Annotated in this window: 17 protein-coding genes; 5 read left to right on the forward strand and 12 right to left on the reverse strand. The window is 53.9% G+C overall.

All coding sequences use genetic code 11. The annotated features are described in order from the left end of the window. Nucleotides 1-23: 23 nt before the first annotated feature. Nucleotides 24-2,147, reverse strand: a complete 2,124-nt coding sequence (locus tag EI42_RS21035) for a GAF domain-containing protein (protein ID WP_111324610.1) — start codon at nt 2,145-2,147, stop codon at nt 24-26. Between the two features lie 436 nt (nt 2,148-2,583). Between EI42_RS21035 and EI42_RS21040 the strand changes: the two genes are divergently transcribed. Next, a complete protein-coding gene (locus EI42_RS21040) occupies nt 2,584-3,462 on the forward strand; it encodes a hypothetical protein (RefSeq protein ID WP_111324611.1) in 879 nt (292 codons plus the stop codon). A gap of 42 nt (nt 3,463-3,504) precedes the next feature. Here EI42_RS21040 and EI42_RS21045 read toward each other — a convergent pair whose 3' ends face one another. Further along, a complete protein-coding gene (locus tag EI42_RS21045) occupies nt 3,505-4,440 on the reverse strand; it encodes a dihydrodipicolinate synthase family protein (protein ID WP_111324612.1) in 936 nt (311 codons plus the stop codon). A gap of 93 nt (nt 4,441-4,533) precedes the next feature. Beyond that, on the reverse strand, nt 4,534-5,373 hold the full coding sequence (locus tag EI42_RS21050; protein ID WP_137686193.1) for a DnaJ domain-containing protein: 840 nt from the start codon (nt 5,371-5,373) through the stop codon (nt 4,534-4,536). A gap of 98 nt (nt 5,374-5,471) precedes the next feature. On the opposite strand from EI42_RS21050, the gene EI42_RS21055 reads away from it, so the two are divergent. Then, nucleotides 5,472-6,152 (forward strand): DUF6062 family protein, encoded by a 681-nt coding sequence (locus EI42_RS21055; RefSeq protein WP_111324614.1) that lies wholly within the window; start codon nt 5,472-5,474, stop codon nt 6,150-6,152. A 46-nt stretch (nt 6,153-6,198) separates the two neighbouring features. Here EI42_RS21055 and gltB read toward each other — a convergent pair whose 3' ends face one another. From gltB to EI42_RS21095, 7 genes are all read right to left on the reverse strand, one after another. Next, on the reverse strand, nt 6,199-10,707 hold the full coding sequence (gltB, locus tag EI42_RS21060; RefSeq protein WP_111324615.1) for a glutamate synthase large subunit: 4,509 nt from the start codon (nt 10,705-10,707) through the stop codon (nt 6,199-6,201). Nucleotides 10,708-11,049: 342 nt separating this feature from the next. Next, nucleotides 11,050-12,174, reverse strand: a complete 1,125-nt coding sequence (locus tag EI42_RS21065) for a glycosyltransferase family 4 protein (protein ID WP_211326287.1) — start codon at nt 12,172-12,174, stop codon at nt 11,050-11,052. Nucleotides 12,175-12,188: 14 nt separating this feature from the next. Continuing rightward, nucleotides 12,189-13,343 carry a glycosyltransferase family 4 protein gene (locus tag EI42_RS21070; protein WP_111324617.1) on the reverse strand — a complete coding sequence of 385 codons (1,155 nt, stop codon included), beginning with the start codon at nt 13,341-13,343 and terminating at the stop codon, nt 12,189-12,191. After that, a complete protein-coding gene (locus EI42_RS21075; protein ID WP_170142791.1) occupies nt 13,340-14,512 on the reverse strand; it encodes a glycosyltransferase family 4 protein in 1,173 nt (390 codons plus the stop codon). Before EI42_RS21075 ends, EI42_RS21070 begins: the two co-directional genes overlap by 4 nt. A gap of 96 nt (nt 14,513-14,608) precedes the next feature. Then, nucleotides 14,609-14,950: a histidine triad nucleotide-binding protein gene (locus EI42_RS21080; RefSeq protein WP_111324619.1), complete on the reverse strand. Its 342-nt coding sequence runs from the start codon at nt 14,948-14,950 to the stop codon at nt 14,609-14,611. A 109-nt stretch (nt 14,951-15,059) separates the two neighbouring features. Beyond that, the gene (locus EI42_RS32005) at nt 15,060-16,340 is read right to left on the reverse strand and encodes a hypothetical protein (RefSeq protein ID WP_137686194.1); all 1,281 of its coding nucleotides are present in this window, start codon (nt 16,338-16,340) and stop codon (nt 15,060-15,062) included. Between the two features lie 269 nt (nt 16,341-16,609). Then, on the reverse strand, nt 16,610-19,648 hold the full coding sequence (locus EI42_RS21095; protein ID WP_170142792.1) for a helicase C-terminal domain-containing protein: 3,039 nt from the start codon (nt 19,646-19,648) through the stop codon (nt 16,610-16,612). 365 nt (nt 19,649-20,013) lie between these two features. Here EI42_RS21095 and EI42_RS21100 point away from each other — a divergent pair, with 365 nt between their 5' ends. Next, nucleotides 20,014-20,748, forward strand: coding sequence for an NUDIX hydrolase (locus EI42_RS21100; RefSeq protein WP_111324623.1), 735 nt, complete (start codon nt 20,014-20,016; stop codon nt 20,746-20,748). 25 nt (nt 20,749-20,773) lie between these two features. Next, complete coding sequence (locus tag EI42_RS21105; RefSeq protein ID WP_111324624.1) at nt 20,774-21,502, forward strand: cysteine hydrolase family protein; 729 nt, start codon at nt 20,774-20,776, stop codon at nt 21,500-21,502. 39 nt (nt 21,503-21,541) lie between these two features. Here EI42_RS21105 and EI42_RS21110 read toward each other — a convergent pair whose 3' ends face one another. Both EI42_RS21110 and EI42_RS21115 read right to left on the reverse strand, forming a co-directional pair. After that, on the reverse strand, nt 21,542-22,234 hold the full coding sequence (locus tag EI42_RS21110) for a hypothetical protein (protein WP_137686195.1): 693 nt from the start codon (nt 22,232-22,234) through the stop codon (nt 21,542-21,544). Between the two features lie 207 nt (nt 22,235-22,441). Next, complete coding sequence (locus EI42_RS21115) at nt 22,442-23,203, reverse strand: HAD-IA family hydrolase (protein WP_170142793.1); 762 nt, start codon at nt 23,201-23,203, stop codon at nt 22,442-22,444. Nucleotides 23,204-23,806: 603 nt separating this feature from the next. Between EI42_RS21115 and EI42_RS21125 the strand changes: the two genes are divergently transcribed. Further along, complete coding sequence (locus EI42_RS21125) at nt 23,807-25,438, forward strand: ABC-F family ATP-binding cassette domain-containing protein (RefSeq protein WP_170142794.1); 1,632 nt, start codon at nt 23,807-23,809, stop codon at nt 25,436-25,438.

Raw genomic sequence — 25,438 nt, forward strand, 5'->3', positions numbered from 1 at the left:
TCCGCTACAAAACATTGAACAGCTTAACGACCTCGTCTTAGTGGGAAACGAACCTCAGCAATAGTATATTCTTGATCTGGTTCCTGTCCTGCTGGCGGCTGGATTGGCAAGGGACCACGTCGAAGTGAGAAGCGCCCACCCAGGTCGATGATCAGGTGCTTGATCAGCGAGAGACCCAGACCTTCTGAACTGCCTTCAGCGCTCTCTTCTATGTGTTCGGTGGATGGACCTTTGCCGCTATCGATTACCTGGATAATGGCGTTGCCATCCTCTTCGCTGCCTCGAATAATCACGATTCCACGCTGTTGATCAGCCATACCATGTTTAATGGCGTTTGAGACCATCTCATTGATGACCAGCGCCAGAATGGTAACAGCCCGGGAAGGAATGACGATCGGGCAGGGCTCCACCTGGAACGAGATGCGCTTATCAGGAGGGCTGAGGTTGGCATTTGCCACGCCAACAATCTTTCTGGCGATATCATCAACGCGCCCTTCGCTGACATCCTCATGGGCCAACAGGTCATGGGTGGCCGCGAGTCCCTGGACGCGATTCACGCTCTCGGCCAGAATGTGCCGGACTTCTGGCGATTTCGTGCGCCTGCGCTGAAGCGAGAGGATACCTGCCACGGTCGCAAGATTGTTTTTGACCCGGTGATGCAGCTCGCGGAGCAAGACCGATTTGAGTTCAAGGCCGCGTCGAGTCTCTTCATAGAGCCGGGCGTTCTCAATCGCAATTGCGGCCTCATTTGCGAAGGTGATGACCAATTGCATCTGTTCGGGGCTGAGCAGGTGCCGATGACTGCTATAAATACAGATACAACCAAGAATCTTCTGCTTGACTTTGAGTGGGACGCAAAGCACTGAGTGAATCTCTGACGAAAGCATCGGGTCGTCATGGATAAAGCAGTGTTCATCGGCGTGGAAGCAGTCGACGGCCATATTCGGGCGCCCTGTCTGCACGGTGCGTCCGGCGCAGCATTGGCCTACCTTGATTTGTAGTTTGCCAACCTGCTTGGCGTTCAAGCCATAATGCGCAAGAACGTGCAGGCGCTGTCGATCCGGATCCAGTTCAAAGATACAGGAGCGTTCAGCCCCCGACAGATGTACTGCCTGTGTCGTGATGATTTGCAGCACCTCGTCCAGATTCAGGGTAGAGGCGATAATGGAAGAGACCCGGTGAATAGTTGCCAGCTCGTGCACTTTGCGCCGTAGCTGTTCATCGGTCTGTTCATACAGCCGACCATTCTCGATGTTGAGCGCGATGGTGCCTGCCGTGACCTCGACAAAGTTGACCTCTTCAGGGGTAAAATCGCGAGGCTGTTTGCTCTGAACGCTGATGACGCCGATCAGACGTTCCGCACTGCCAAAGAAGATGATAGGAAGCGCCATAATGCCGCGATAGGGTTCGCCGCCATAGGCGCGAGCCTCGGAGGCATAGTTCGGGTCGGTTAGCGCATCATTGTGTAGAAGTGTACGCCCTTTATCGGCAACCCATCCGCTGTAGCCTTCTCCCAGACGCAGGAGAAAATGCATACTGCCCAATGGACGCGGGCCATTGGTCGCGCGGAGCGTCAGCACGCGCTGTAACTCGTCATACAGGAAGATGGAACAGAGATCGGCCTGAAGCTCTTCTGCAACTACCTGCGCAATGAATTCCAGGGTCTGATCAAGATCGGTTGCCGAGTTGCTGACACCGTTGATTCGTTGCAGTGCGTCAAGGCGGTGTTCCAGCCGCTGATTGACATGGGAGTTCTGGTTTCGCTGTTCCTCTATTCCTTGCTGATAGCCACGTGTCACGGCCAGGGCAAGCTCTGCCTGAAGGTGATTGAGATCCCCGATCATACTGATGAACTGCGAAGGCTCGGCAGCAAAAATGGCTTGAAGCTCGGTCTGAAGGGCCTGAAAGTAGGCCTGTAGTTCGCTGAGCTGTGTATCCAGTTTCCCGCCCCCTCTGGCAAGCGTGTTGCCTTCCTGCTCGAAATGAGCGATAGGGACGGACTGCTCATCAGGCGCGGTGAGTGCCTGTAGCAGTATGTCTGCGTCGCTGCCAGGTGTCAGCTCAACGCCTTGAATGCGCTGAAGTGAGGACTGTAGGCGGGCAGCGTGCGGCGTTAAAAGTTGCTTGAGATTGGCGCTTTGAGTCACTTCCTCTTCTTCCTGCTAGCTACTATTCTGAGGGGTAAGGTGATGAGTGGTCATGAGTCTCTACGGTTTTCCCACGTAATTGACCCTCTTCACGCACCTCTATTATAACAGCGGTCGGGCAATTTGATCCAGGGGTCAGGCCGTTATGGGTGCAACACTCAATGAATGAAAAACACACCCTGCTCTCTGGAACGAAACAGGGGGTGGATCGAAAAACAATCATCTTTTTTCATCCGTGTGTAATTGTAAAAGGGCTGTATAGTAGTGTCAAGTAGCGAAGGTACCTCCCCATGCTCCTGGAAACAAGGAAAAAAATCCTATCCATGCGGACAAAGGTTTACTATATCTTCCTTATTTCGTCATAAATTGTGACTCTTTAAGGAAAAGAAGTAGAGTTATCATTGTATTCTTTGAATTGAGGGGGGCTTATTTCTATATGACATGTACTCATTGTGGTTTTTCTGTCTCCCCCGCACGTTCACACTGTCCTCGTTGCGGGTTGCCGGTTGAGACCGGGCAGGCGCATTTTGAGGGCCAGCAGCCGCTCGTTCTGACAGCACCGGATATGACCGAGGGTTCCTATCCTTTGCCGATGAGCGAGACGATGTTAGGGCTGGAAGAGTATGCTTTATCACCTGAGGTGGCTGTGCATACTGATGGGCAGCTAGTGCAGCCGTTTCCGGAATTTGAATTCCAGGACCCCTCATCACGCCAGCCAACCAGCGCAAGACCGTTGCTTGAGCCAAAGACTGGCTTTTTGGGTGGGCCCCATTCGACACGTTTTGGCTTTACACTTTCCGCTCTCTGTCTGCTGGCCGGGGCAATGATTCTTGTCTTTGTGGCCGTAATGGCCCCTGGACTGTCAGGGAAGACTGGAAATGGGCCTAATAACAGCCCTTTAACGATTGAAGAGAAGCCAACGAAGGTGGCTGATCATCCCACTGCGACCACCATTCCAACGGAGGTCAGCGCGTTTCCTGGCGAAAAATATATAGATAACGTTCAGCTCGGGAGCTCAGTAGATCGTACTTCTGCACGCATTACGGTTCCCGCAACGTCTTTTCGATTAGGGCAAACGGTCTATATTACAATGGCTGTCCACCCTGAACGCCCTGGCGCTCTGTGCCTGTACTGGTATATCAATAATTCGTTGTTGCATTATCTCCCGTATGAGGCAAGTAATGCGTCTATATCGTACTGGTTTGCGGTCAAGCCTGCGGTGATGGGGAATGGCTCTGTTGAGGTCTACTGGGCAAGCACGCCCGCCTGCATCGATAAGCAGCTTGCCTACAGGGGAAGCTTCAATATTGGCTAGAAAAGATGCCTGCCAGAAGCGGCAGGCGTTCTTTTTTCTCTGCTATTCCTCTTCCAGAACGACTTCTAAGTTTTCCTCAAGCTCTGTGGCTCGCAGCAATTGAGCAAGTTTGTCGCGCTCTGATGAAGGGAGTGGTTGCAGGGGTCTGCGTGGTTTGCCGCCATAGCCAGCGATCATCTCAAGGGCGGCTTTCAGGCCTGCGACGCCGTAGCGCGTGGTCACCGCCGTGTTGATGGCGATGAGCTCCGTTTGCAGTGAGCGAGCCTCAACGTAGTGACCGGTGTTAAAGAGGGTCTGAAGCAGGCAGATTTCACGCGGATAGAGGTTTGCCAGTGCGGCGATCGTTCCGGCTGCGCCAATCGCAAGAGCAGGGAAGAAAAAGCCGGCACTGCCTGCAAAGACGCGGAAGGTCACTGGTGTGTTGGCGGTGATGAATGAAAGTTTGGTGATATCGCCGCTGCTGTCCTTCAGCCCCAGAATATTGGGATGCTCGGCCAGGGTGCAAATAAGTTCGGCATCAAGATCAATTCCGCCGGTGCTGGCTGGCATATTGTAGATCAGCACAGGAATCGGACTTCGTTCCGCAACTGCCTGATAGTGTGCAAGCAGAGCCGGTTTATCCATATTCCCTTTATAGTAGGAGGGAGGGAGCACCAGGGCCAGATTTGCACCATGATTCGCGGCTCGCTGACATTGAGCAATGGTTCCGCGGGTTGATTGCTCACCACAACCGGCAATGAGCGGTATTCCTGTCTCTTCATCGCCTGCTACTTCTCTGGCTGCGCTGATCACGCGGGCTCGTTCTTCGTTGGTCAAATGGACTGCCTCGCCATTACTACCCAGGACCACAAAGCCCGCGATCCCACTGTCTTTCAAGCGTTGCATATGGCGTTGCAGCGTTCCCAGGTCAAGTTCTTCGTCGGCATCAAAGAATGTCGGGAGAGGGGGATAAACGCCACCAGGTAAGAGATTTTGCATGGCTTACTCTCCGAAATTACAGAATAAATAACGCTCTCTCGCTATTATAGCATAACAACGGGAGAGTATTTCTTGATCTGTGAAGTGTAAGTCTTATCTCACTACGCCAGCAACAAAAAGTACAGAAATGAGAAGAGCAAGCAAGAGAATGCTGAACCAGAAAAAGCGAAAACGAGTCGCTCGGCGTTGAAGCGCGTTGACGCGCCGATTTTCGGAGGGGCACCAGCGGGCTGCGCCACAATAAGGACAGAGCGGAAATAGCTCATAGGGATGACAGAGGGTGTTCTTTTGCTTGCCATAACTGATAGAGCCGATCTCATTGCGAAGCTGCTCGCTCTCAAAGACTGCGGAGCAATGGACACAGCGGAGCAGCAGATATTCCTGCCAGTCGCTGGCATGGCATTGCGGGCAGAATAGAGGCGGTGTCTCGGTTGACCAATGGTGATGACAGCGGTGACAGTAGTAGCGTCCATCGGTTGTACGAGGCATGGTTCCACGCACCAACCCATCGAGCACCAGCATCCGCGTCTGTGCGGGTGTCAGAATATAGCTGCATTCGATCAGGTCAATGTATCCTTTTTGGCCAACATGAAACTCAGGAAAGTCATAATACCGTTGTCGATCCCGACGGGCCTCAGGCGTTACTTCACGCGTTTTCTGTCTGGGAGGTTGGGTCTGTTCATATGGTGTGTGGGGCACAAAGGAGCCCGTGGTGTGTTGTGCCCGTTGCTCGTCGTATTTTTTGCGCATAGCCGGATCGTTCAAGGTCTGGTATGCTTCTAAGAGCAAGCGCATGCGGGTATGGGCGTCTTCACCTTTGTAGACGTCGGGATGGTATTTGAGCGCCAGCTTTTTGAATGCTGCCTTGATGGCCTCAGGTGATGCATCTTGAGGGACACCAAGCAGTGTGTAATAGTCAGGAGAAGTGTGCATCAATGGTACTCGCGAAACAGTGAGTGTCTGACCAACTCTTTATTGTATAGACGTTCGACCGCGAGAAAGGTTGTAAAAGGATAAAGGGTCTACAAGCAATGTATGATTACCGGGAATTGGAACGTGCCTGTACGCAGGAAGGATGCCCTCTGTGTCGGCTGATTGCTGAGGGCGTGACACGCTATCTGGAATCGTGGAAATATGAGCATTTTACTGATGTTGAGGTTCGCGAAGAGTTGCGGCGCTCACGAGGCTTTTGCGGCCAGCATACTCGGCAGCTGGTGCAGATGGGGGCTGCTTTACCGCTGGCTCAGTCCTATCACGATATTGTCACCGACACGTTGGAGCAACTGGAACAGACCAACGGATCGCCCGGCGCCCGGGGACTGCTTTCACGCATTTTCGAGAAGAGGACGGGGCGGCATCTCTGTCCTGCCTGCCATCAGGAAGAGAAAATAACAGCGCGCACGATTGATACCCTGCGGCAGGCGCTTGGCAATGACGAGTTCTACGCCTGCTTTGAAGCCTCTGACGGCCTCTGTCTTGACCATTTTCAGGAGGCGTGTACATTGCGTGTTGCGGAGATCTCGGGCCACTGGCTGTCTCGCCTGCGTCAGGCTCAGCTTGCCTGTCTTCGTCGGCTGGAAGCGGAGCTTTCCGAGTTTATCCGCAAGCATGATTATCGTTACCAGGGAGAAGCCAGCGGGTCTGAGGCTGGATCATGGAAGAAGGCGGCTGGCCTTGTTGCCGGCTGGGAGCAGCTTCAGCAGAAGCTATAAAAAAAGGAAGCCTTTCCCTCTTTGGAAAGACTTCCTCGACAGCACGTTAATGGGAGGCGTACATACGATTTGTGTCGTAGTCGCCCGCGACAAAATCGAGAGCACTGGTACTGGTATTATGGGGCTGGACGCGCCAGAAGGCCCGGCTCATAAAGTCCCAGTGTTCCAGGATCTCGGCTGCATGCGCGCTATGCGTCTTGCGTGCATGCCATGTGATTACCTGACGAAGCGCCTCACTCTCGGCGTTGTCTGTAATGCGCCCAAGCGAGACGAACGAGGTATTGCAGTTTGCGCTAAAGGTGTTGGTTGTATCAAGCACATAGGCCACGCCCGAGGACATACCGGCTGCGAAGTTGCGCCCGGTCTCGCCCAGGACTACAACCATACCACCTGTCATATATTCACACCCGTGGTCGCCAATACCCTCAACAACGGCCAGAGCGCCGCTATTGCGTACTGCAAAGCGCTCACCGGCCCGACCAGCCGCGAAGAGTTGACCACCGGTGGCCCCATAGAGGACCGTATTACCAAGAATGGTATTGCTCGCCGAGTGATAGGTGGCGTTTGTCGGCGGCATAATCACGATCTGACCGCCTACCATGCTTTTGCCAACATAGTCGTTTGCTTCACCCTGAAGATGCAGGCGCATACCAGGTACACAGAAGGCGCCGAAGCTCTGACCTGCGGAGCCTTCAAATGTGCAGGTAATACTGACACCCGAGAGGCCGCTGTTGCCATAACGGCGGGCAATTTCACCGGCTAGCGTGACGCCAATGGAGCGATCATAGTTGTGAATGGTATGCTGTGTAATCACACTGCGCTCAAGATTGAGGGCAGGGGCTGCCTCCGACAACAACTGATCTTCCAGGGCGGAGCGTTCCGGCGAGACATGTTTGCTGGCATCAGAGCGCACAGGATGGGCAACGAGCAGACCGGAAAGATCGAACTCGGTCTCTCCCTTTGTCTGAAGGAGATCGGCGCGTCCGATCAGCTCTTCAAGGCTTCTGAAGCCAAGCTGCGCCAGAAGTTCGCGTACCTCCGTCGCGACCAGGGTCAGGTAATTAATCAAGAATTGCGGGCGACCGGTAAACTTCGCCTTTAAGTCTTCGCGCTGGGTAGCTATGCCCGCCGGACAGGTGTTCAGGTGACACTGACGCGCCATATCACAGCCAAGCGAGACCAACGCTGCTGTTCCAAAGCCATACTCTTCCGCGCCAAGCATGGCAGCGATGACGACATCACGACCAGTTTTAAAGCCGCCATCAACGCGCACCTTAACGCGCTGACGCAGGCCGTTTTTCACGAGTACCTGCTGCGCCTCGGCAAGCCCCAGTTCCCAGGGAAGACCAGCATGCTTGATGGACTGAAGCGGAGAAGCACCAGTACCGCCATCATGGCCGCTGATCAGAACGTAGTTCGCATGGGCTTTCGCGACACCAGCGGCAATGGTACCTACCCCTTTACAGGAGACCAGCTTGACGCCAACCTTCGCGGTCGGGTTGACCTGATGCAGATCATAAATGAGCTGTGCGATATCTTCGATACTGTAGATGTCGTGATGTGGCGGTGGTGAGATCAGGGCTACTCCCGGCGCTGTATGGCGCAGGCGAGCCACAAAAGGCGTTACCTTGTGTGGAGGCAACTGACCACCTTCGCCCGGCTTGGAGCCTTGAGCCATCTTAATCTCGATCTCTTCGGCGCGCACAAGGTACTCAGTAGTGACCCCGAAGCGAGCAGATGCAACCTGCTTGATCTTGCTGCTGACCGGGTAGCCTTCAAGCGTCTCCTGATACCAGGCGGGATCTTCGCCACCCTCACCGGTATTGTTGCGTGCATTGATGCTGTTCATCGCGGCTGCGATCGTTCGATGTGTCTCTGCACTAAGTGCGCCGACCGACATTGCCGAGATCACAAAGCGCGCGCGTATCGACTCAACCGATTCTACCTCCTCAACCGGGATCGGTGTGCGCTGCGTGAAGTCCAGCAGGTCACGAAGGGTGGTTGGCGGACGATTATAGACCAGATTGGTAAATTGCTGATAGTCGGTGTGTTCGCCACTCTGGGCGGCCTTCTGAAGCGCCCGGACAATCAATGGATTATAGGCGTGGTACTCCGCATCACGCCGGAAGCGATACCGGCCCAGATCGGCCAGTTTCCGCCGTCGGACAGCAGGCTCGGGCGTGGCCGGGGCCTGTTGCAGCGAGGTACAGTGCTGGATAATCTTGCTGGCAACCTGTTCTAGCGTCAGACTTCCCGGGTGATAGGGCGAGCCGGCGAAACAGCGTTCCACAAATTCGGGAGCCAGACCAATAATCTCGAATTGACCGCCACCGATGATGTTATGCAGGGTTGAGATTCCCATGCGTGCCATGACCTTGCACAGGCCGTCCTCAATCGCGTGGAAGTAGCGCTCGACTGCGATTTCAGGGGTGACATCTTCCAGTTTTCGTTCACCAGCAAGGGCACGGACACTATCGAGCGCGAGTGTTGGTACAATCGCTTCGGAGCCGTAGCCAAGCAGTACAGCAATCTGGTGAATATCACAGACAGTGCCTGTTTCGCAGACCAGAGAGGTGCGGGTGCGCAAGCCATGCTCAATCAAGAAGCGGTGCACGGAGCCAACCGCAATGACCATCGGGATGGGGGGCTGTTCAAGGGTTGCCTCGCGATCGCTGAGCACAAGCAGGGTTGCCCCTTCATTGATCGCGGTGAGAGCCTCCTGTTCCAGACGATCAAGTGCCCCGGCAAGAGCCTCCGGTCCCGCGGCAACCGGGAAGATAGTATTCAAAACATGGGTCTGTTGCCGCCGGGATAGTGCCTCAAGTTGCGCTTCTGTCAACAGCGGTGAGGGAAGGTGAACCAGACGAGCGTGTTCGGGTGACTCGGTTAGCAGACTGGATTGCGTCCCAAGATAGCTATCAAGCGACATCACAACGCGCTCGCGTAACGGGTCAATAGGCGGGTTCGTGACCTGAGCGAAACGCTGCCGGAAGTAGTCGGAGATGGCACGAGGCATCCGGGAGAGCGGTGCAAGCGGGGCATCATCGCCCATACTCCATGTAGGCTCTTTCTGCTCTGTCAGTATCGGACGCAGGACCATCTCAATATCTTCATGGGTAAAACCGAAGAGCTGTTGACGAGCAAATAGCGCATCAGAATCTGGCTTCTCGATGGGCTGAGGCTGGATTTGCTGCTCAAGGTCATACAAATGCACGCGATTGTCTGCGAGCCACTGCTTGTATGGCTGCTTTTGTGCCAGCATTGTTTTGATTGCCTGATCGCGGAGTACCTGCTTCTGGATGAGATCAACCGCGATCATTTCACCTGGTCCCAGGCGTCCCTTCTCGGCGACTTCAGCAGGATAGAGAGGAATTACCCCGGCCTCGGAGGCAACAATTAGCAGCCCGCTTGTTGTCAGCGTGTAGCGAGCCGGGCGCAGGCCATTGCGATCGAGTGCTGCACCGACAATCTGTCCATCGGTAAACACGAGCGCCGCAGGACCATCCCAGGGCTCGGTCAGGCCCGCATGATACTCACACCAGGCGCGAAGCTCTTCTGAGAATGTCTCGTCGTTCTCCCATGCAGGAGGTACGAGCATCTGTACGCTATGAAGCAGGCCACGACCCGAGACGGAAATCAGCTCAAGCGCATTATCTAACTGTGCTGAATCGCTGCTCCATTCCTGAAGTACCGGAACAAAGGCGTTAACGCGCTCTCCCCACAGAGGCGAAGACAGCGACTTTTCGCGGGCTCGCATCCAGTTGCGGTTTCCTTGCAACGTATTGATTTCGCCGTTATGCGCCAGCAGGCGGAACGGCTGAGCCAGCGGCCAGGACGGGAACGTGTTGGTGCTGTAGCGTTGGTGAAAGACGGCGAGTGCGCTGGCGTAGCGTGGGTCTACAAGATCAAGATAGAAGCGTGCGAGTTGATCAGGGGCCAGCAATCCTTTATATACAATGGTGCGATGCGAGAGCGAGGCGATATAACAATCAGAGATCCTGGCTTCATGCAAGCGTTGTTCCAGCAAACGGCGAGCGTAGTAGAGGGTTTGTTCATATGCAGAGACATCAAGGGATGCCGGACGGCTCACGAGCGCGTGCATGATCTGAGGCATTGTCTCGCGTGCACGGGTGCCCAGAACAGTTTCATCAAGCGGGGGAGTGCGCCACCCAAGCCAGAGAAGGCCAAGCTCACGCAGAGTCTGCTCAACCAGTTGACGACTCTTCTCGTTGTCAGCAGGGGCTCTCTCGGGATGTGGTAAGAAAAGCACGCCTACAGCGAGATCAGCGGGATCAAGGTCGGGGCGGTTCAACTCGGCGGAAAGAAGCGCTTGAGGAATTTGAGTCATGATGCCTGCACCATCATACGTCTGGGCATCGGCGTCCTGGGCTCCACGATGGGTCAGGTTTGCAAGAGCCGATAAGGCCTGCTGAACCAGATCGTGGCTGGCATGTCCGGAAACATGGGCAATAAAACCTGTGCCACAGGCGTCGTGCTCCTGGCGGGCATCATACAGCGGGTACGGGGAAGGCAAAATATTGTGTTCGTTATGCATGCAGTGTCCTCCCAAGAACTAAATGCTACTGAAGGGATCGGGCACCGGCGCTGGAGCCAAAAAGGTCGACGATCAAACAACGTTCGTCGGTATTCGTTACTGTGGTTCAAGCCAGCTTACAGGCCAAAGTGGTAGCACTGGGAAGGTGAGCAGCATAGCTCATGTGGAGAGGCGACATCACCTGCTTTTTACAAGTATAACATATCCGTTTAAAAACAGGCAAGGCAGTTCGGTTGAAGATCAGCAGGGAGAAAATTGACAGTATTCATATTGCTCTATGTAGCAGTGAGAGAGGAGTCACGAAATACGCCTGGAGGGATTTCCCCTCCAGGTACAACAGCTTCATACTGGCTTTTCGAGCATCTCACAATAGACCTGATAGGTCTGGCGTGCGATCTGTTCCTGCGTGTAGTGGGTCAGCACGCGCTGACGGCCCTTGCGTGCCAGTTCGAGGTACAGGTCCGGATTGTCAAGCAACTGCCGCAAACGGTTGGCTAACTCCTGCGCATTGCCTTCCGGGAAAATCAGCCCGGCGTCACCGATCACATAAGGAATCTCGGCAGAGTCGGAACCGACAACCGGCACCTCGCACGACATCGCTTCAGCCAGCACGCGACCGAACTGCTCTGCCCAGTTGGGGCGTGTCAACGAGGGCAGAACCAGCACATCCAGCTTCTGGAGTTCGGCGGGAATCTCGCGGGTGGGCACACTTGCTTTAAAAGTCAGCCGGTCACTGACTCCGAGCCGGCGTGCCTGTTCTGTAAGCACCTCTTTCATCGGGCCAAAGCCTATAAGGACGACACGGCACCGTTCCGGTAAGAGGGCCAGCGCGTCGACGAGCGTGCTGATCCCTTTCTGCTCCACGAGACGACCAACGTAACCGATGACAAAGGGGCGCTCTGGTGCTGGTGGCTGAAGTGGTACGGTTCGCTTGAAGATATCGGTATCAAAGCCAAACTGAGGGATAACATGCACGCTTTTGCGGTAGCCCTTGCGGCGCAACACATCCGCAGCGTCCTGGTTGCCAGCGATTGCGGTCGTTGTGTGCGTGTAGTTGTACTGCTCGAAATAGCGGAACGGTTGCGGATAAGCACGATACAGATTCTGGTAGGCAAAAAAGAGCGCTCGCGCCCGATATTTGCGGCTCAAACGCATGGCCTGATAAGTTGCAAGGTTATACGGCTCTTCATCGATGTGCACAATATCCGGTTGTACCTCGCGAAAGATCTCACCTAATTTAGGATAAAAATGAATATGAAAATGACCGTTCAGCGCCATAGGCGTCACGATCATGCGATAGCCACTCAGATAGAGTTTTTCCAGCACCTGCTTGCTTCCGTCATCGGCTTTCCAGTATGGTGGAGTGGCAAGAGTCAGTTCAACATCCGGGCACTTCGCCAGCTCTTCCAGCTTACGCTGAGAGGTGCCGGCGATAAGCGCTTTAGAAATCATCAGTACTCGCATCATCTCTCTCCCTGGAGCTACTTTCGTCGCTTTGTGGTTGCATAGACCTCTTCGTACACTGCTAGCGTTGCCTCGGCCGTCTTCTTCCAGCTAAATTGCTGTGTTTGATAGCGAGCCCGTTCGCGCAGTGTTGAGCGCACGGTTTCATCGGTCAGGCCGCGCTTCATTGTCTCAACAAATGCATCCAGATTATCGGGATCAAAGGTCAGAGCAGCATCGCCGACAACCTCTGGCAGCGAGGTTCGGTTCGAGCAGGCAACAGGAGCGCCACAACAAAGGGCCTCAAGTGGCGGCAGACCAAAGCCCTCATATGCGGAAGGATAGACAAACAGACTGGCTCCGCTCATAATCGCTGGCTTATCTTCATCCTCAACAAAGCGATAGAGAATCTTTCCCTTTGCTTCCAGCTCGGCCCCAAAAGGGCGTGGGTCCGGGAAAAGCGGCCCCTTCTGCTTCTCCGGATTGCCCGAGACAAGTAGTTGAAGCTGTGGGTCTCCAAGCTCCTGATACAGGCGGACAAAAGCACGTACCAGTTGTGGCACGTTTTTTCGGTGATCGAGGCCCCCAAGATAGAAAATGTAGCGTTCACCGATACCATAACGCGCCCGCACACGAGCCAGGGTGTCGGGATCAGTAATCGGGCGGTACTCGTCACCGGCTGCCTGATAGATCACGCGAATGCGCTCTTCGGGAATGTGCAGCCGGTCGATAATATCCCGTTTGGCATGTTGAGAGATAGTGATGATCTTGCTGGCGTTGTGCGTTGCGCGTGCGACCAGTTGCATATAGAGCTTAACGCGTATGTCTCCCTGATAGGCTGGAAGGCGGAGCGGAATAATATCCTGAACCGAGACCACTGTTGGCGTTTGCGGAAAGAGGGGAGACGCAAAGTAGGGCACATGAAAGAGATCAACGCCCGCGGCCCGTGCTGCGGCTGGCCCGGTAATCTGTTCCCAGAAGACTTTTTCAATATTCTCATTCTTGCGAGCAAGCGTCGGAACCTGCCTGACTCGATAGGGAAAGGTGGGTTGCAGCGTGATCGGCTGAGGCCCGAACAGGAGATAGACATTGTGCTGATCTATCTCTTGGAGTGCTCGGACAAGCTGTGAAAGATATTGAGCGCTGCCATTAAAAGGTTGCTGGTAGAAAAGGGCATTGATACCTATTTTCATATGCCGAAATCCTTATCCGCGAAATTGGTTTCTCCTTGAGCGAGTCGTTCATAGAGCGAAAGGAGCTTCCGCGCCGAGTTCTCCCAGGTATAGTGTTTGACGTGTTGATAGCCTTTGGTACGTAGCTCTTGCCGCAACTGTTCGTCCTGAAGCAACCGATCGATTGCATGTGCGATCTCTTCAACGCTGTGTGGGTCGACCAGGAGCGCCGCGTCACCGACGACCTCGGGCAAAGATGAGGTATTGGAGGTAATGACCGGAGCACCGCAGGCCATTGCTTCAAGCGGCGGGATGCCGAAGCCCTCAAAGTATGAGGGGAATGCGAAGATATCGGCCATACTATACAGGTGGATCAATTCGAGATCACTGACACGACCCAGAAAGCGGACATGCTTTTCTAGCTTGAGTTCACTGACCAGTTTTTGGGTCTCTTCATAGAGCCAGCCCTTGCCGCCAGCGATAGCTAACATGGCCGGCGCTTTCTTCTGCTGCAATAAGTGGTGGTACGCCTTGATCAGACCGAGATGGTTTTTCCGGGGTTCCAGGGTGCCAACAGCCAGAAGAAGCGGGTGTTTCAGGCTAAACTTATGCCGGGTGGCAGCCAGCAGCATGGGATTGGTCTCGCGGCGAAAATAGGGAGCCACGCCTGCTGGGATGGTTGCCAGCTTTTCGGCGGGAGCCTGAAAGTGTTTGATCAGAGTGCGGCTCACCTCGTGGGAAACAGTTGTGATGACGTCGGCTCGCTGCACTGAATCGGCCACCACTTTTTGCAGGTAGGCAGCGAGCGAAGGGACCGCATATTCGGGATGTTCAAGGAAGGCGAGATCGTGGATGGTGACAACGGTTCGCGTTCGCCTGCTGAGCGGTGGCAAGGCAAAATCTGGACCATGATAGATATCGGTTGGTCCAGTAAACAGTGTTGCGGGTAAAAGGGGGATTCGCCAGCGATACCAGAGAATATTCAAATAACGATCGGGAATCAGGGTGGCTTTCCCTCTGACGTGTTCGCCCTGTGGGAAGGGACGTTGCGCTGTCGGACGCCCACTGGTGAGCAGGGTATACTGGTTGTTCTGATCCTGGTGCAGAAGCGCCGAGACCAGAGAACGGACATAGGCCCCGATGCCTGCACCCTGTCGAATTGCCGCTGTATAATCAATTGCTATACGCATAGCTGATACTTCCATCCAATCTCTGGCTCGTTTCCTGGATTGTAACAGAGGGTACTATGAAGCGGCAATGTTCTGGTACCCTCTGCTCTTTCTGGACTAGCCCGGAGGCCAGCCGAATTGTCGGCCACCCAGGAGATGGAAGTGTAGATGATTGACCGACTGTCCCGCGTCCGGACCGATATTGGTGACAAAGCGATAGCCGGAATCCAGCTTGAGATCACGGGCCAGTTGATTCGCAACAGTGAAGACCTTCATCAGAATGTCCCCGTGTTCGGGTTTGAGCTCGGCCATAGAGGCGATGTGAGCACGGGGAATAATCAGGATATGGTGCGGGGCCTGCGGGTGAATGTCGTTGAAGGCCACAACATCTTGATCCTGATAGACGATATCGCCGGGGATCTCGCCCGCTGCGATTTTGCAGAAAAGACAATCCGCCATACTATCCCTCTTTCAGAAAAGTAGAGGCAGGTGGCCAGGAGCTACTCTACCTCTACATGCGATTGTACCATGAATTGGGAAACGCTGAAAGCGGACAGTACCGTAAGCCTTATGCTTCGGTTGACTGTGCTGTTGCAGAGTTGACGCCCTGCTTCTCTTCGCTCTCCTCTTGTTGGGAAGCTTGCTGACGAAGAGCTTGTTGCTGTTCAAGCGCGTATTGTTTCGGGTCAAACTCTGTATGCAGCGACGGATCATTGTATTGAGGCAGGTTCATTTCAAGCCGAATGGCCTTAATTGCCTGATAGACAACGCCCGGCTTCAGCGAGAGCTGCTGAGCAATCAGTTTGTGGACACCAACAGGAGGTACAGGGAGCAAAGGCAAGTACTTATCTTTGATCCTTTCCAGTTCCTCCGCGCTACCCTTATAGGTCTGCACTTCCCACCAGCTCGGTATCTGCTGACGTTCGCGCAGATCCTTGATAATCTTCTTGACCGCTTTTTTGGGAACCCCAGTTTCTCGCGAAATTTGGGTTCGGATGCCATCAAACTCGGCTGGATTTGCCAGCTCAAGGTATCGAGCTTCAACCCGTGCAATTTGCTCCGGGGTTGGAATAAATGGCTGTGGTGGCGGTGTCTTCTCTTTCTGAACTTTAGGTTGCGAATTCGGCCTGGGGCCTTTTGCTTTCATTCCCTGGCGTGGGGCTCCCTGTCGAGGGGGTACGGGACGAGAGAACCGATTATTGGGCCGTGGTCCGCGTCCGAAACCGCCCTCCATTGGCGGACGCTGTCGCGGTCCGGGCATGGCAGGGCCACGGTCCTGACGGTAGCCACCGGAGGCAGGATATCCGCCCATAGGGTGACGATAACCGCCGGGCCCACGCTGGAAATTGTCGCGATAGCCGGAAGGGCCTCTGTTCCCCATTTCACGATAGTGAGACGGCTCGCGATAATACGGGTGTTCCCGGTAATTGCCCTGTTCACGATAGTGAGCGGGACCGCGCTCCTGGCGGTATCCGCTATGCCCTCCCTGTTGCCCGTAGGGGGAAGGCCAGACAGGTTTATTTCGGGTATCCCGTATGCCAGGGGATGGTGGTGCCTTTGGTCGTTGCTGTGGCGGCTGTTCGGGCTGGCTTACCTTGATATCATCCAATGAGTCTAGCCACTGGTTCGTTCCCCTCTGGGCCGGTTTCGGCTTGGGAGGAGGTGGTGCCTGGCGGTTAGAAACCGGCCCCATTGGGCTACTGGGGCGACTATGCATTGTTGGAGGATTCTTTGCCGCCAATTTCTCTTTTCTGGCTTTTTGCGTGCAATCAGGGCAAGTTACTTCTCTCGCATTGGCCGACTGAAACCACTTGCCGCAGGTAATGCAGCGCATTTTAATTTTGCTCATGCGCGAACTCCCCTGTACCATCAGAAGATTACAACACGTTCTGCGTCGGAATGCACTTTTTAGTATAACAGGTTGTACCGATGGTGTCACCCCGTCATGGTATGGGTCAGTAAATCTCAAGATGGAGTCTTTTGCGGTGCATGATGATACGCATCCCGCCTGTTCATGCGCTTTGAGGGGCCTGAGATTCCTGGGAAAATAGGGACTGCGGGGTACTAAAAGATTGCGACGTCCTGCGGGAGAGGGACTCATTGGAGCCCCCTCTCGGTTTAACTGTGCGCCTTGTCCATCTCACGGAAAAAGCGCTCGACATCGCGCACATTTATGGTCTTGCGGGCCGGGGGGAGGGCGTTCAGGACCAGCCGCCCATAGCCTTTGGTATGGAGGCGTGTATCAAGAATTGCCATCACGCCTCGGTCTGTGCGTGTACGGAGCAGGCGACCTATGCCCTGTTTCAGTCGTAAGACAGCCTGCGGCAGGACATAATCGCCGAACCAGTTCTCGCCATTGGCTTTCATATGAGCAACGCGGGCTTCGTGGACGGGATCATCAGGCGGATCAAAGGGAAGCTTGTCAATGACGACCAGCGAAAGAGCATCACCGGCTATGTCAACTCCTTCCCAGAAGCTTTTCAAGCCGAAAAGGACCGCGCCCTCTTCCTGCCGAAACCGCCGTGTGAGCTCAAGCCGTGTCATGTCACCCTGTTTGAGCAGCGGGTATGAGAGATGCGGTGCCATCAACTCATAGGCCCTGTCAAGCATGCGCTTGCTTGAGAAGAGCAGAAAGGCCCGCCCACGCGAGAGCTTCACCAGCCGGTACATTTCGCGGGCAATGGCTTTCATATATTCATCGGACCCTGCGCCATAGGCCGGGGCCGGGAGATCGCGCGGTACATACAGCAGTGCGTTCTGTTCGTAATCGAACGTTAATGGCAGAATGCTTTCGAGCACGTCAGGACGTTCTTCCGGTTCCAGCCCGATCCGACGCCGAAAATACTGGAAATTCGGACGCCTGTCCTCGGGGCGGTTGCCTCCGGAACTGACAGTTGCCAGCGTGGCGGAGGTACAGATGACATTGCACTTGTTGAAGAGCTTTTCCTTCAGCCAGCGGGTAATGTCCAGAGGTGAGGCCGAGACCTGAAGCTGTGTGTTGGCGCGATTCTGACGTGGACCTGAGCCCTCAACTCGCTCGATATAATAGACGTACCGCGAGGTGTCAGCGACCGAGAAGACCAGCCTGACATTTTCGGCAAGGTTCTGCGTGCGCTTCAACAGTTTATCGTACAGTTGTGCATCTTTTTCGGGCAGATCCTTCGGGCGCTGCCGCCGGAGTGAGCTTCCCAGGTCTTCCAGGGCGCTTGCGAGATAGAGCCCCTCTTCAAGCTGCTCCTCAAGGTTCACACGGCCTTTATATCCGGTTTCCATGATCTGCTCAAGCCGTATCCACATCTTTTGAGCTGCATTGAAGACCTCGGCTTGCAGGCTTTGCTGGCTGTGGTCTTTAAGCATACGCTGAGCCAGCAGGGTCTGAATCTGGTTCGGCCCGATGGTGACGGTAAAGGAGCGCGTTGCCTCCTCTTCCAGATGGTGTGCCTCGTCCACTATGATGACATCGCGTTCGGGGAGCAAGAAGCCGTCCATCAGTGTGTCAAGCAACAGAAGCGTGTGGTTAACGATAATTACCTGTGAGCGCTCGGCGCGCTCACGCATCTGCCGGATATAGCAATCACCAAAATAATTACATTTTGTCCATGCGCACTGATCTCTATCAGTCGCGATTCGCCCGCGAACGTCGGCAGGAAGTTGGAAGCCAAGTGTTTCAAAGTCGCCGGTAAAGGAGCTTTCTGGATCGTTGATGACATCAAGCAGCCGCTGGAACTCTTGATGCTTTGTATAGACCTGCATGCCGAAACGCTCCTGATCGAGGCGGTCGAGGCAGATATAGTTGTTAACGCCTTTGACCAGTGCCGCTTCAAAAGGCTTGATATGCTTTTGAACGAAGGGAATATCTTTATAATAGAGTTGTTCTTGCAGGGCTTTATTGGCTGTGCTGACGATAGCGACTTTGCCGGAACGTACAACCGGAATCAAATACGCCAGTGATTTACCCGTGCCGGTTCCAGCCTCAATGATCGCAGGCACATGGTGCGAAAGAGATCGCGCGACCAGGCTTGCCATTTCAAGCTGTGCCGGACGCTCTTCGTAGCCTGGGAGACTGCGTGAGAGTGAGCCGCCCTGACGGAGATCGGCGCTGACGATGCGCTGCAATGTTGTTTCAGGTATTGGCTCTGGTTCAGCCTCCTTTGGGGCCTCCGGTTCAAGTGAACGCTGCACCTCTTCGGGCTTCTCAGATTGGTATGTGGGCTGCGAATCGGGCGGTTTGATTGTCTCAGGCTCGCTTTTTGGCTCAACTGGCAGAATTGGTTCAGGAAGGCGCGGCGTTGCTGGTGGGGGTGAGGCAGGTTCTTGAGAGACGATCGCACGAATCCTACGGACGGGCTTGTTGAGGTCCAACGGCAGATGCATCAGGGCATGCAAATAGTTATTCGAGAACGCATAGGTATCTGGAAAGCGATCCTGTGGGTCGCGAGCCAGGGCCTTGAGCAATACCGTTGCGACATCCTGGGAGAGTGCAGGATTCAGGCTGGTTGGATGCGGAATCTCATTTTCCACTTGTTGGCGTTGCAGCTCTTCTCGCTCGCTGGCCTCATAGGGACGACGACCGCAGAGCCATTCATAAACGATGGCCGCGAGGGCGTATTGATCGCTGGCTGCTTCTGGCTCGCCACGAAGTTGTTCGGGTGCCATATAAGGTATGGCAGCTGTCAGATCATCCAGCGAAACGCCAGGAATAGGAATGGTAAAGCCGGTGAGGAGTGGGCCTGCTGGCGTTTTGATAAAAACCCGGGGATGTAGATTCCCATGAATGATATTGCGGGTATGGGCATAATTAAGCGATTGGGCGATCGGGGTCAGGATCTGTTTGACCTCAGCGGCTGTATGCAGTTGTCCGGGTTGAAAGATCCAGGCGCTGTCGGGATCATAGTACTCAAAAACAAGATAAGGGCGGTCACCCTCAAATGCTTCGGCCTGGAGACTGGCAATTCCGCGATCCTTCAACTTATGTAGCTTTTTGGCATAGGTAAGAAATGCGGTTTTTGCTTCATCGGTAGTGAGTGGTTGGTGATAGCATTTGAGAAGAATCTCTTTTTTACGATGCTGTCCACGATAATACGTATATGCTGTATCGGTGCGCAGCAGAGCGGAGATCGTGTATGACCCGATCTGTCGCAGCTCTACCTCCGTCATGTTTTCCTCGCTTCCCCCTGAAAAACTGAACATCTGTTTTGGCCTCTGTGTGCCAGTATAGCATAGGTGCTTGTGAGGGGACAATCATTCCCAGCTTTTGGGCCGGGTGATCGGGGTCGTATTTCGTGATTGAGGTGAGAGAAGGCTGTTTTTTCTTGCCTACTTGACAGTACCGTTTGGGTAGAGTATCATTAGTGTAATGATTACACTAAGTGGCGCTCTGGCAGGAAAATGATGGTATTAGTTGCTGAGGCAGCAATGCTATTATTATACTTGAAATGGCAAAAAGTGTCGAGGCGGTAGAGAGCGACCGCTTCTGGTTGGTAGAAACCATAGTTCAGATTGAAAAGAGCTTGTGAGAGTAGATGGAAGAAGTAACAAGCAAACAGCAAAACAGGGAAGCGTCGAAGAAGCCGCAAACAGAGGCGCAGGCGCATGGGTATGACCCGAACAAATATGAGCGGCCCTCTGTCACTGTAGACGTCGTAATGATGAGCGTGCGACAGAAAGATCTACAGGTTTTGCTGGTTAAACGGCGTTCCTGGCCGTATGAGGGCATGTGGGCAATTCCGGGAGGCTTCGTCAATATGGACGAGTCTCTAGAGGATGCGGCAAAGCGAGAGTTGCAGGAAGAGACAAACGTTGAGAACGTTTATCTGGAACAGCTCTACACCTTTGGTGATCCCGGACGAGACCCTCGTACTCGCGTGATTACAGTCGTCTATTTTGCTCTACTTGACTCCGAACGTCTGCACGTGAAGGCGGCCAGTGATGCAGCAGACGTGCGGTGGTTCTCGGTCTATAATCTGCCACCGCTGGCGTTCGATCATGCCAAAATCCTTGATTATGCGCTATCACGCCTGCGGGGCAAGCTGGAGTATACGACGATTGCCTTTAGCCTTTTGCCTGAACAGTTCACGCTGCGGGAATTGCAGCATGTTTACGAAATTATTCTGAACAAAGAGATGGACAAACGAAATTTCCGCAAGAAAATTCTTGCAACAGGTATTCTGGAAGATACTGGAGAGCGGAAGATGGAGGGAACGCATCGACCAGCACGCCTGTACCGTTTTAACCCGGCAGCTGAGCATAAGCTATAAGCCGGTACTGAGGAGATCAGAAAAGATGACACAATCAACGCTTCCAGAAAATGTGATCGAGCAATCCATCCCTTTCTTGCAGGAATTGGTTTCCTGGGAAAAGCAGCTGCCCTCGCTGGCATGGAATGACTTCGTGCTTGAGGCACAACAGGGAAAGGTCGCCCTGTTCAGCGTGGATATGCTGAATGGCTTCTGCTATGAGGGACCGCTTTCCAGTCCGCGTGTCAAATCAATTGTACCGCAGGTTGTTGAGGCAGTGAAGGGGGCCTTTGCGCTGGGAGTGCGTCATTTCGTGCTGGCGGAGGATCATCACCCCGCTGATGCGGTTGAGTTTGCGGATTTCCCTCCTCACTGCCAGATTGGTTCCGTAGAGGCGCAGACTATTCCAGAACTGTTGGAACTCCCCGCCGCCGAGCTCTACACAATTATACCCAAGAACTCCTTGAACGCTTTCCATGGAACCGGGCTCGGCAAATGGCTGGAAGAGCATCGGGAGCTTGAAGTTGCCGTCATTGTTGGTGACTGCACCGATCTCTGTATCTATCAGATGGCAATGCATTTAAAGCTGCATGCTAATGCCACGAATCGCAAGCTCCGCGTGATTGTTCCCGCCAATGCGGTTCAGACATACGATACGCCAGTTGAGACCGCAAAGGAGCTTGGTATCCTGCCCCATAACGGCGATCTCCTGCATCTGATTTTCCTGTATCATATGCGGCTCAATGGGGTTGAGGTCGTTCGCGAGATTCGCTAGTCAATCGAGAGAAGCGGGACGCAATAAGAGTGCGTCCCGTTATTCTTTTCGGCCCAGCCGTGCTGTGCAATAGGAAATCTGCGAAGGCGTCCAGCCAATATAGTCAATCCTGGTGCCTATGGGCGTTTCAAGCAACGTTCCTTCTGTTGTCAGGGGAAGATCTTCATGTGCATCCCAGAGCACCGGAAGCTCGGTTGCCTCGTGCTCTCTCTCCTGTGGTACCGGAACCGGGTAGAGTCGCCGGGTGAAGGTGTCGAAGAAGTGACGTGGCACATGCAGGATCTCGCGTCGCCAGACCAGCTTTCCGCTCTCGTTGGTTGAAGGCGTCTCCTCATTTGTGGGCACAGCGGCGGTATGAAGTAGCATGGCGAAACGTTGCGCTTCCTGGGGGGAAAGGGTGAGCCGCTCTACATAGCGATGCCGGGGATTCAGCGTTGCCAGCACCTGGGCGCCATAATGCAGAAACCTGCGCATCCAGGGAGACGGATCGACCAGATAGGTTCCCCACTCGTGGGTGACAATGGTTTCTCCCTGCCGCTGATGCTTACTGTTCCACACCTGATAAAAGCTGTGTTTCTCTTTAAAGTCACAGCGACACTCATTCCAGGAAGGATACCCCCGCCGACGAATCTCTTTTCGGACATATCCAGTAACTGCTGTCAGCGCTGTTGTTACACCTAATGCAACTCCTGCCAGGAGGAGACGGTTGGATAGGCGACCATTATTGTTCATATTGATTGTGCGACATCTCAGCCCCGGTTGCTCTTGCCAGGACAACTCCGGGACAGGTGTGCCGCCCTCCTTTCTTGAACATATAGCTATCAGCGCATGATACAGGTGGCGAGCCTCGATCGTGTCAGCCAAAGGATCTGCCAGTAAGGTGTTCTCTGCCCTCTTTCACGCTCTGAGTGGGGCGGGATGTTTCCAGAAGGTGGCACCCTAGAGGGTAAGCGCATCCGATTGATATGGTATTTCTAGCAGATCAAGCAGGCCGAAGAGCGAATGGATCAGCAGACAATCAACAGACTGCTCGTTGAGCTGCTTCCGGCGATCGAGAAGAATGGGTGTTATACCTGCCGAACGGGCTCCCAGGACGTCCTGTACATAAGTATCGCCGATATGGACGGTATAATCTGGAATAGCGTCTGCTCGTTCCAGTGCCATTTGATAGAGCATCGGTGATGGTTTGGCGTACTGAGCCGTTGCGGAGATGAGCACACAATCAAAGTAGGGAATAAGTCGCAGCTCGCGCAGGATTGGCCCCAGGCTGATCCCCCAATCTGAGATAACTCCCATCGTGTAGTCTCGCTCTTTAAGCGCGTTCAGGGTTGGAAGCACATCGGAATATGGTTCCCAGTGGGTGTGCTTATCAAATTCCTGAGTGATCTCAAAGGCAAGTTGATGGAGCCGCTCTTCGTCGTCTTCCTCGACAAAGGGACGGAGCAAATTCTGATAGTAATCGACCCAGAACGCCTGAATCGCTTGCTCACTGGCCCAGGTATGACGATTCGCTCGCTGTTGCTGTAGAAAGTAGCCCTCTGCCTCGCGCATTCGTCCCTGAATCTGTTCAAGGTGAATATGCAAGCCCAGTTGCTGTGCTACTTCCTGGCAGATTTCAGGAGTCGTGCGGGTGGGGCGTAACAGCGTAAAGCCTGCATCGAAAAAGATGGTGCGGATAGATTGTGGATGCTCAATCGGCATAGCTCTAAACTTTCCAGGTGGTTTGCGTATTCTTTCGTTGTTGCGTCGAGTGCTGCTGCGCAAGGCATCCCTCATAGTGAGCGTTCACAACAGGATTTTTTCCTGTTTTTGCGAAGCAGCGGTTGCTGAAAGTCTAGCATGTGCCCGGGATACGTGTCAATAAGCACTCGTGCGTTCTGTGAGCACAGCTTTCAGAAAGAGTGCTGGCATATTTAAGAGGAGGGAAAGGTGCTGTGTCTGCTTGACTCGAAGGGCTATTTCATGGTATGCTCATCTGTATGAACCGCGATTATGAAGCCGCGATAGACTACATTCTATTCGCCGACCATCCCACAAAACATATGTCGCATGGTCTGGCCGCATAAGCCTGGAGACGCTCTGCTTATGCGGCGGATAAGTGGCGTCATGCGAGCCATCGTACCTGCTACAACTCCTCTTTGGGCAGGGTTGGTTTTTCGTGCACTGCTTTTCCTCCTCTGTTCCTGAATCCCAATATACATGTTTCCCCTCTTTTGGGCGCTCTCTCTGCCTGCATGGGCAGAATATCGGTTTCCAGGTTCTTCCCTGTTTTTCATGTTTCCATGTTTTGCTTTGGAGGAATATATGCTTTTGGTGAACCTGGCAAAAGTAACAAAAGATTTTGGCGGAAATCCCGTTTTTCGGGATATCGATCTTGAAATTATAGATGGAGAGCGCATCGGGCTGGTGGGTGAAAACGGCAGCGGGAAATCCACGCTGTTCAAGCTGATCACCGGGCAAGAGCAGCCAACCTCTGGCACGGTTGCACGCAAGCGGAACCTGACCATTGGCTATCTCTCGCAGGAGGTAGACCCGGCACTGTTGAACCTGACGGTGTTTGAGGCGGCCTCGGCACTTTCTCCGGAGCTCCTGGAGCTTCCGGGGCGAATGCAGATGTTAGAGGCATTGATGTCTGATCCCGATGTCGCCGCTGATGCTGACCGTATGGAACGCGTGCTTGAGGAGTACAGCACCTTGCAGGAGCGCTATGAGGCACTAGGAGGTTATACGCTTGAACATCGAGTGGCTGCTGTTCTGACCGGGCTTGGCTTTGCTCCACATGAACATAGTCTGCCGATGAGCGCGTTAAGCGGCGGTGAGAAGAAATTAGTCAATCTGGCGCGGATTCTGGTCCAGGCGCCCGATCTGCTGTTGCTTGATGAGCCCGATAATCACCTTGATCTACATGCGAAGGAATGGCTTGAACAATATATCAGGGATTATCCCGGTGCTGTACTGCTTATCTCACATGACCGTCATCTGCTGGATAAGACGGTGCGCAAGATTTTCCAGCTTGAGGATGGCACTGTGACGGTTTTTGCCGGAAACTATAGCGCCTATGTTTTGGAGCGCGATAATCGGCTCCAAAAGCAAATGGAGATGCATAACTTGCAGCAGCGCGAGATCAAGCGTCTGAAGCAGAGTATGTATCGGCTGAAGCAATGGGCGAAGATCAATAGCGACTTTGCTTCGCGTGCACGCTATATGGAGCGCCGGGTTGAGCAGCTCAAACAGGACGCTGTTGATCGTCCAATTATGGAGCGTGATCGGATCAAGATTCAGCTTGAGAGCGAGCGAAGCGGCAAGAAGGTGCTGGAGGTGCAGGGGCTCAGTCAGGAGGTCTCTGGCACCCTGCTATTTCAGCCCTTTGATCTGACCGTTCTCTATGGGGAACGGGTTGGCATTATCGGGGCGAATGGCAGCGGTAAAACGACGCTGATGAAAACGATGATGGGTATGTTGCCACCTGCCAGCGGGACAGTGAAAATTGGGGCCAGTGTCGTTCCCGGTTACTATTCGCAGGAACAGGAGACGCTCCCCTTTGAGAGCACACCTCTGGAGTTTGTGCGCCGTTTGAAGAAGTTCACTGAAGGGCAGGCAATTGCATTCTTGAATCGCTTCCTGTTTTCGGTCAACGATGTGCATACACCCATTGGGCGCCTGAGTGGTGGGGAGAAGAGTCGGCTACAGATTGCGCGTTTGATGCTGACAGAAGCGAACTGTCTGCTGCTGGATGAGCCAACCAACAACCTTGATATTGCTTCTACCGAGGTCCTGGAAGAGGCGCTGCTTGATTTTGAGGGTACGGTGCTGATGATCTCGCATGATCGCTACTTTCTGGATACGATAGCAACCAGAATTGTCGAGATCGGTCCGGATCGCAAGGTGCGTGTCTACCCGGGCAACTATTCTGAATACCTGGAGATGTGTGGCTGA

The organism is Thermosporothrix hazakensis (assembly GCF_003253565.1).
GTDB classification, from domain to species: Bacteria; Chloroflexota; Ktedonobacteria; order Ktedonobacterales; family Ktedonobacteraceae; genus Thermosporothrix; species Thermosporothrix hazakensis.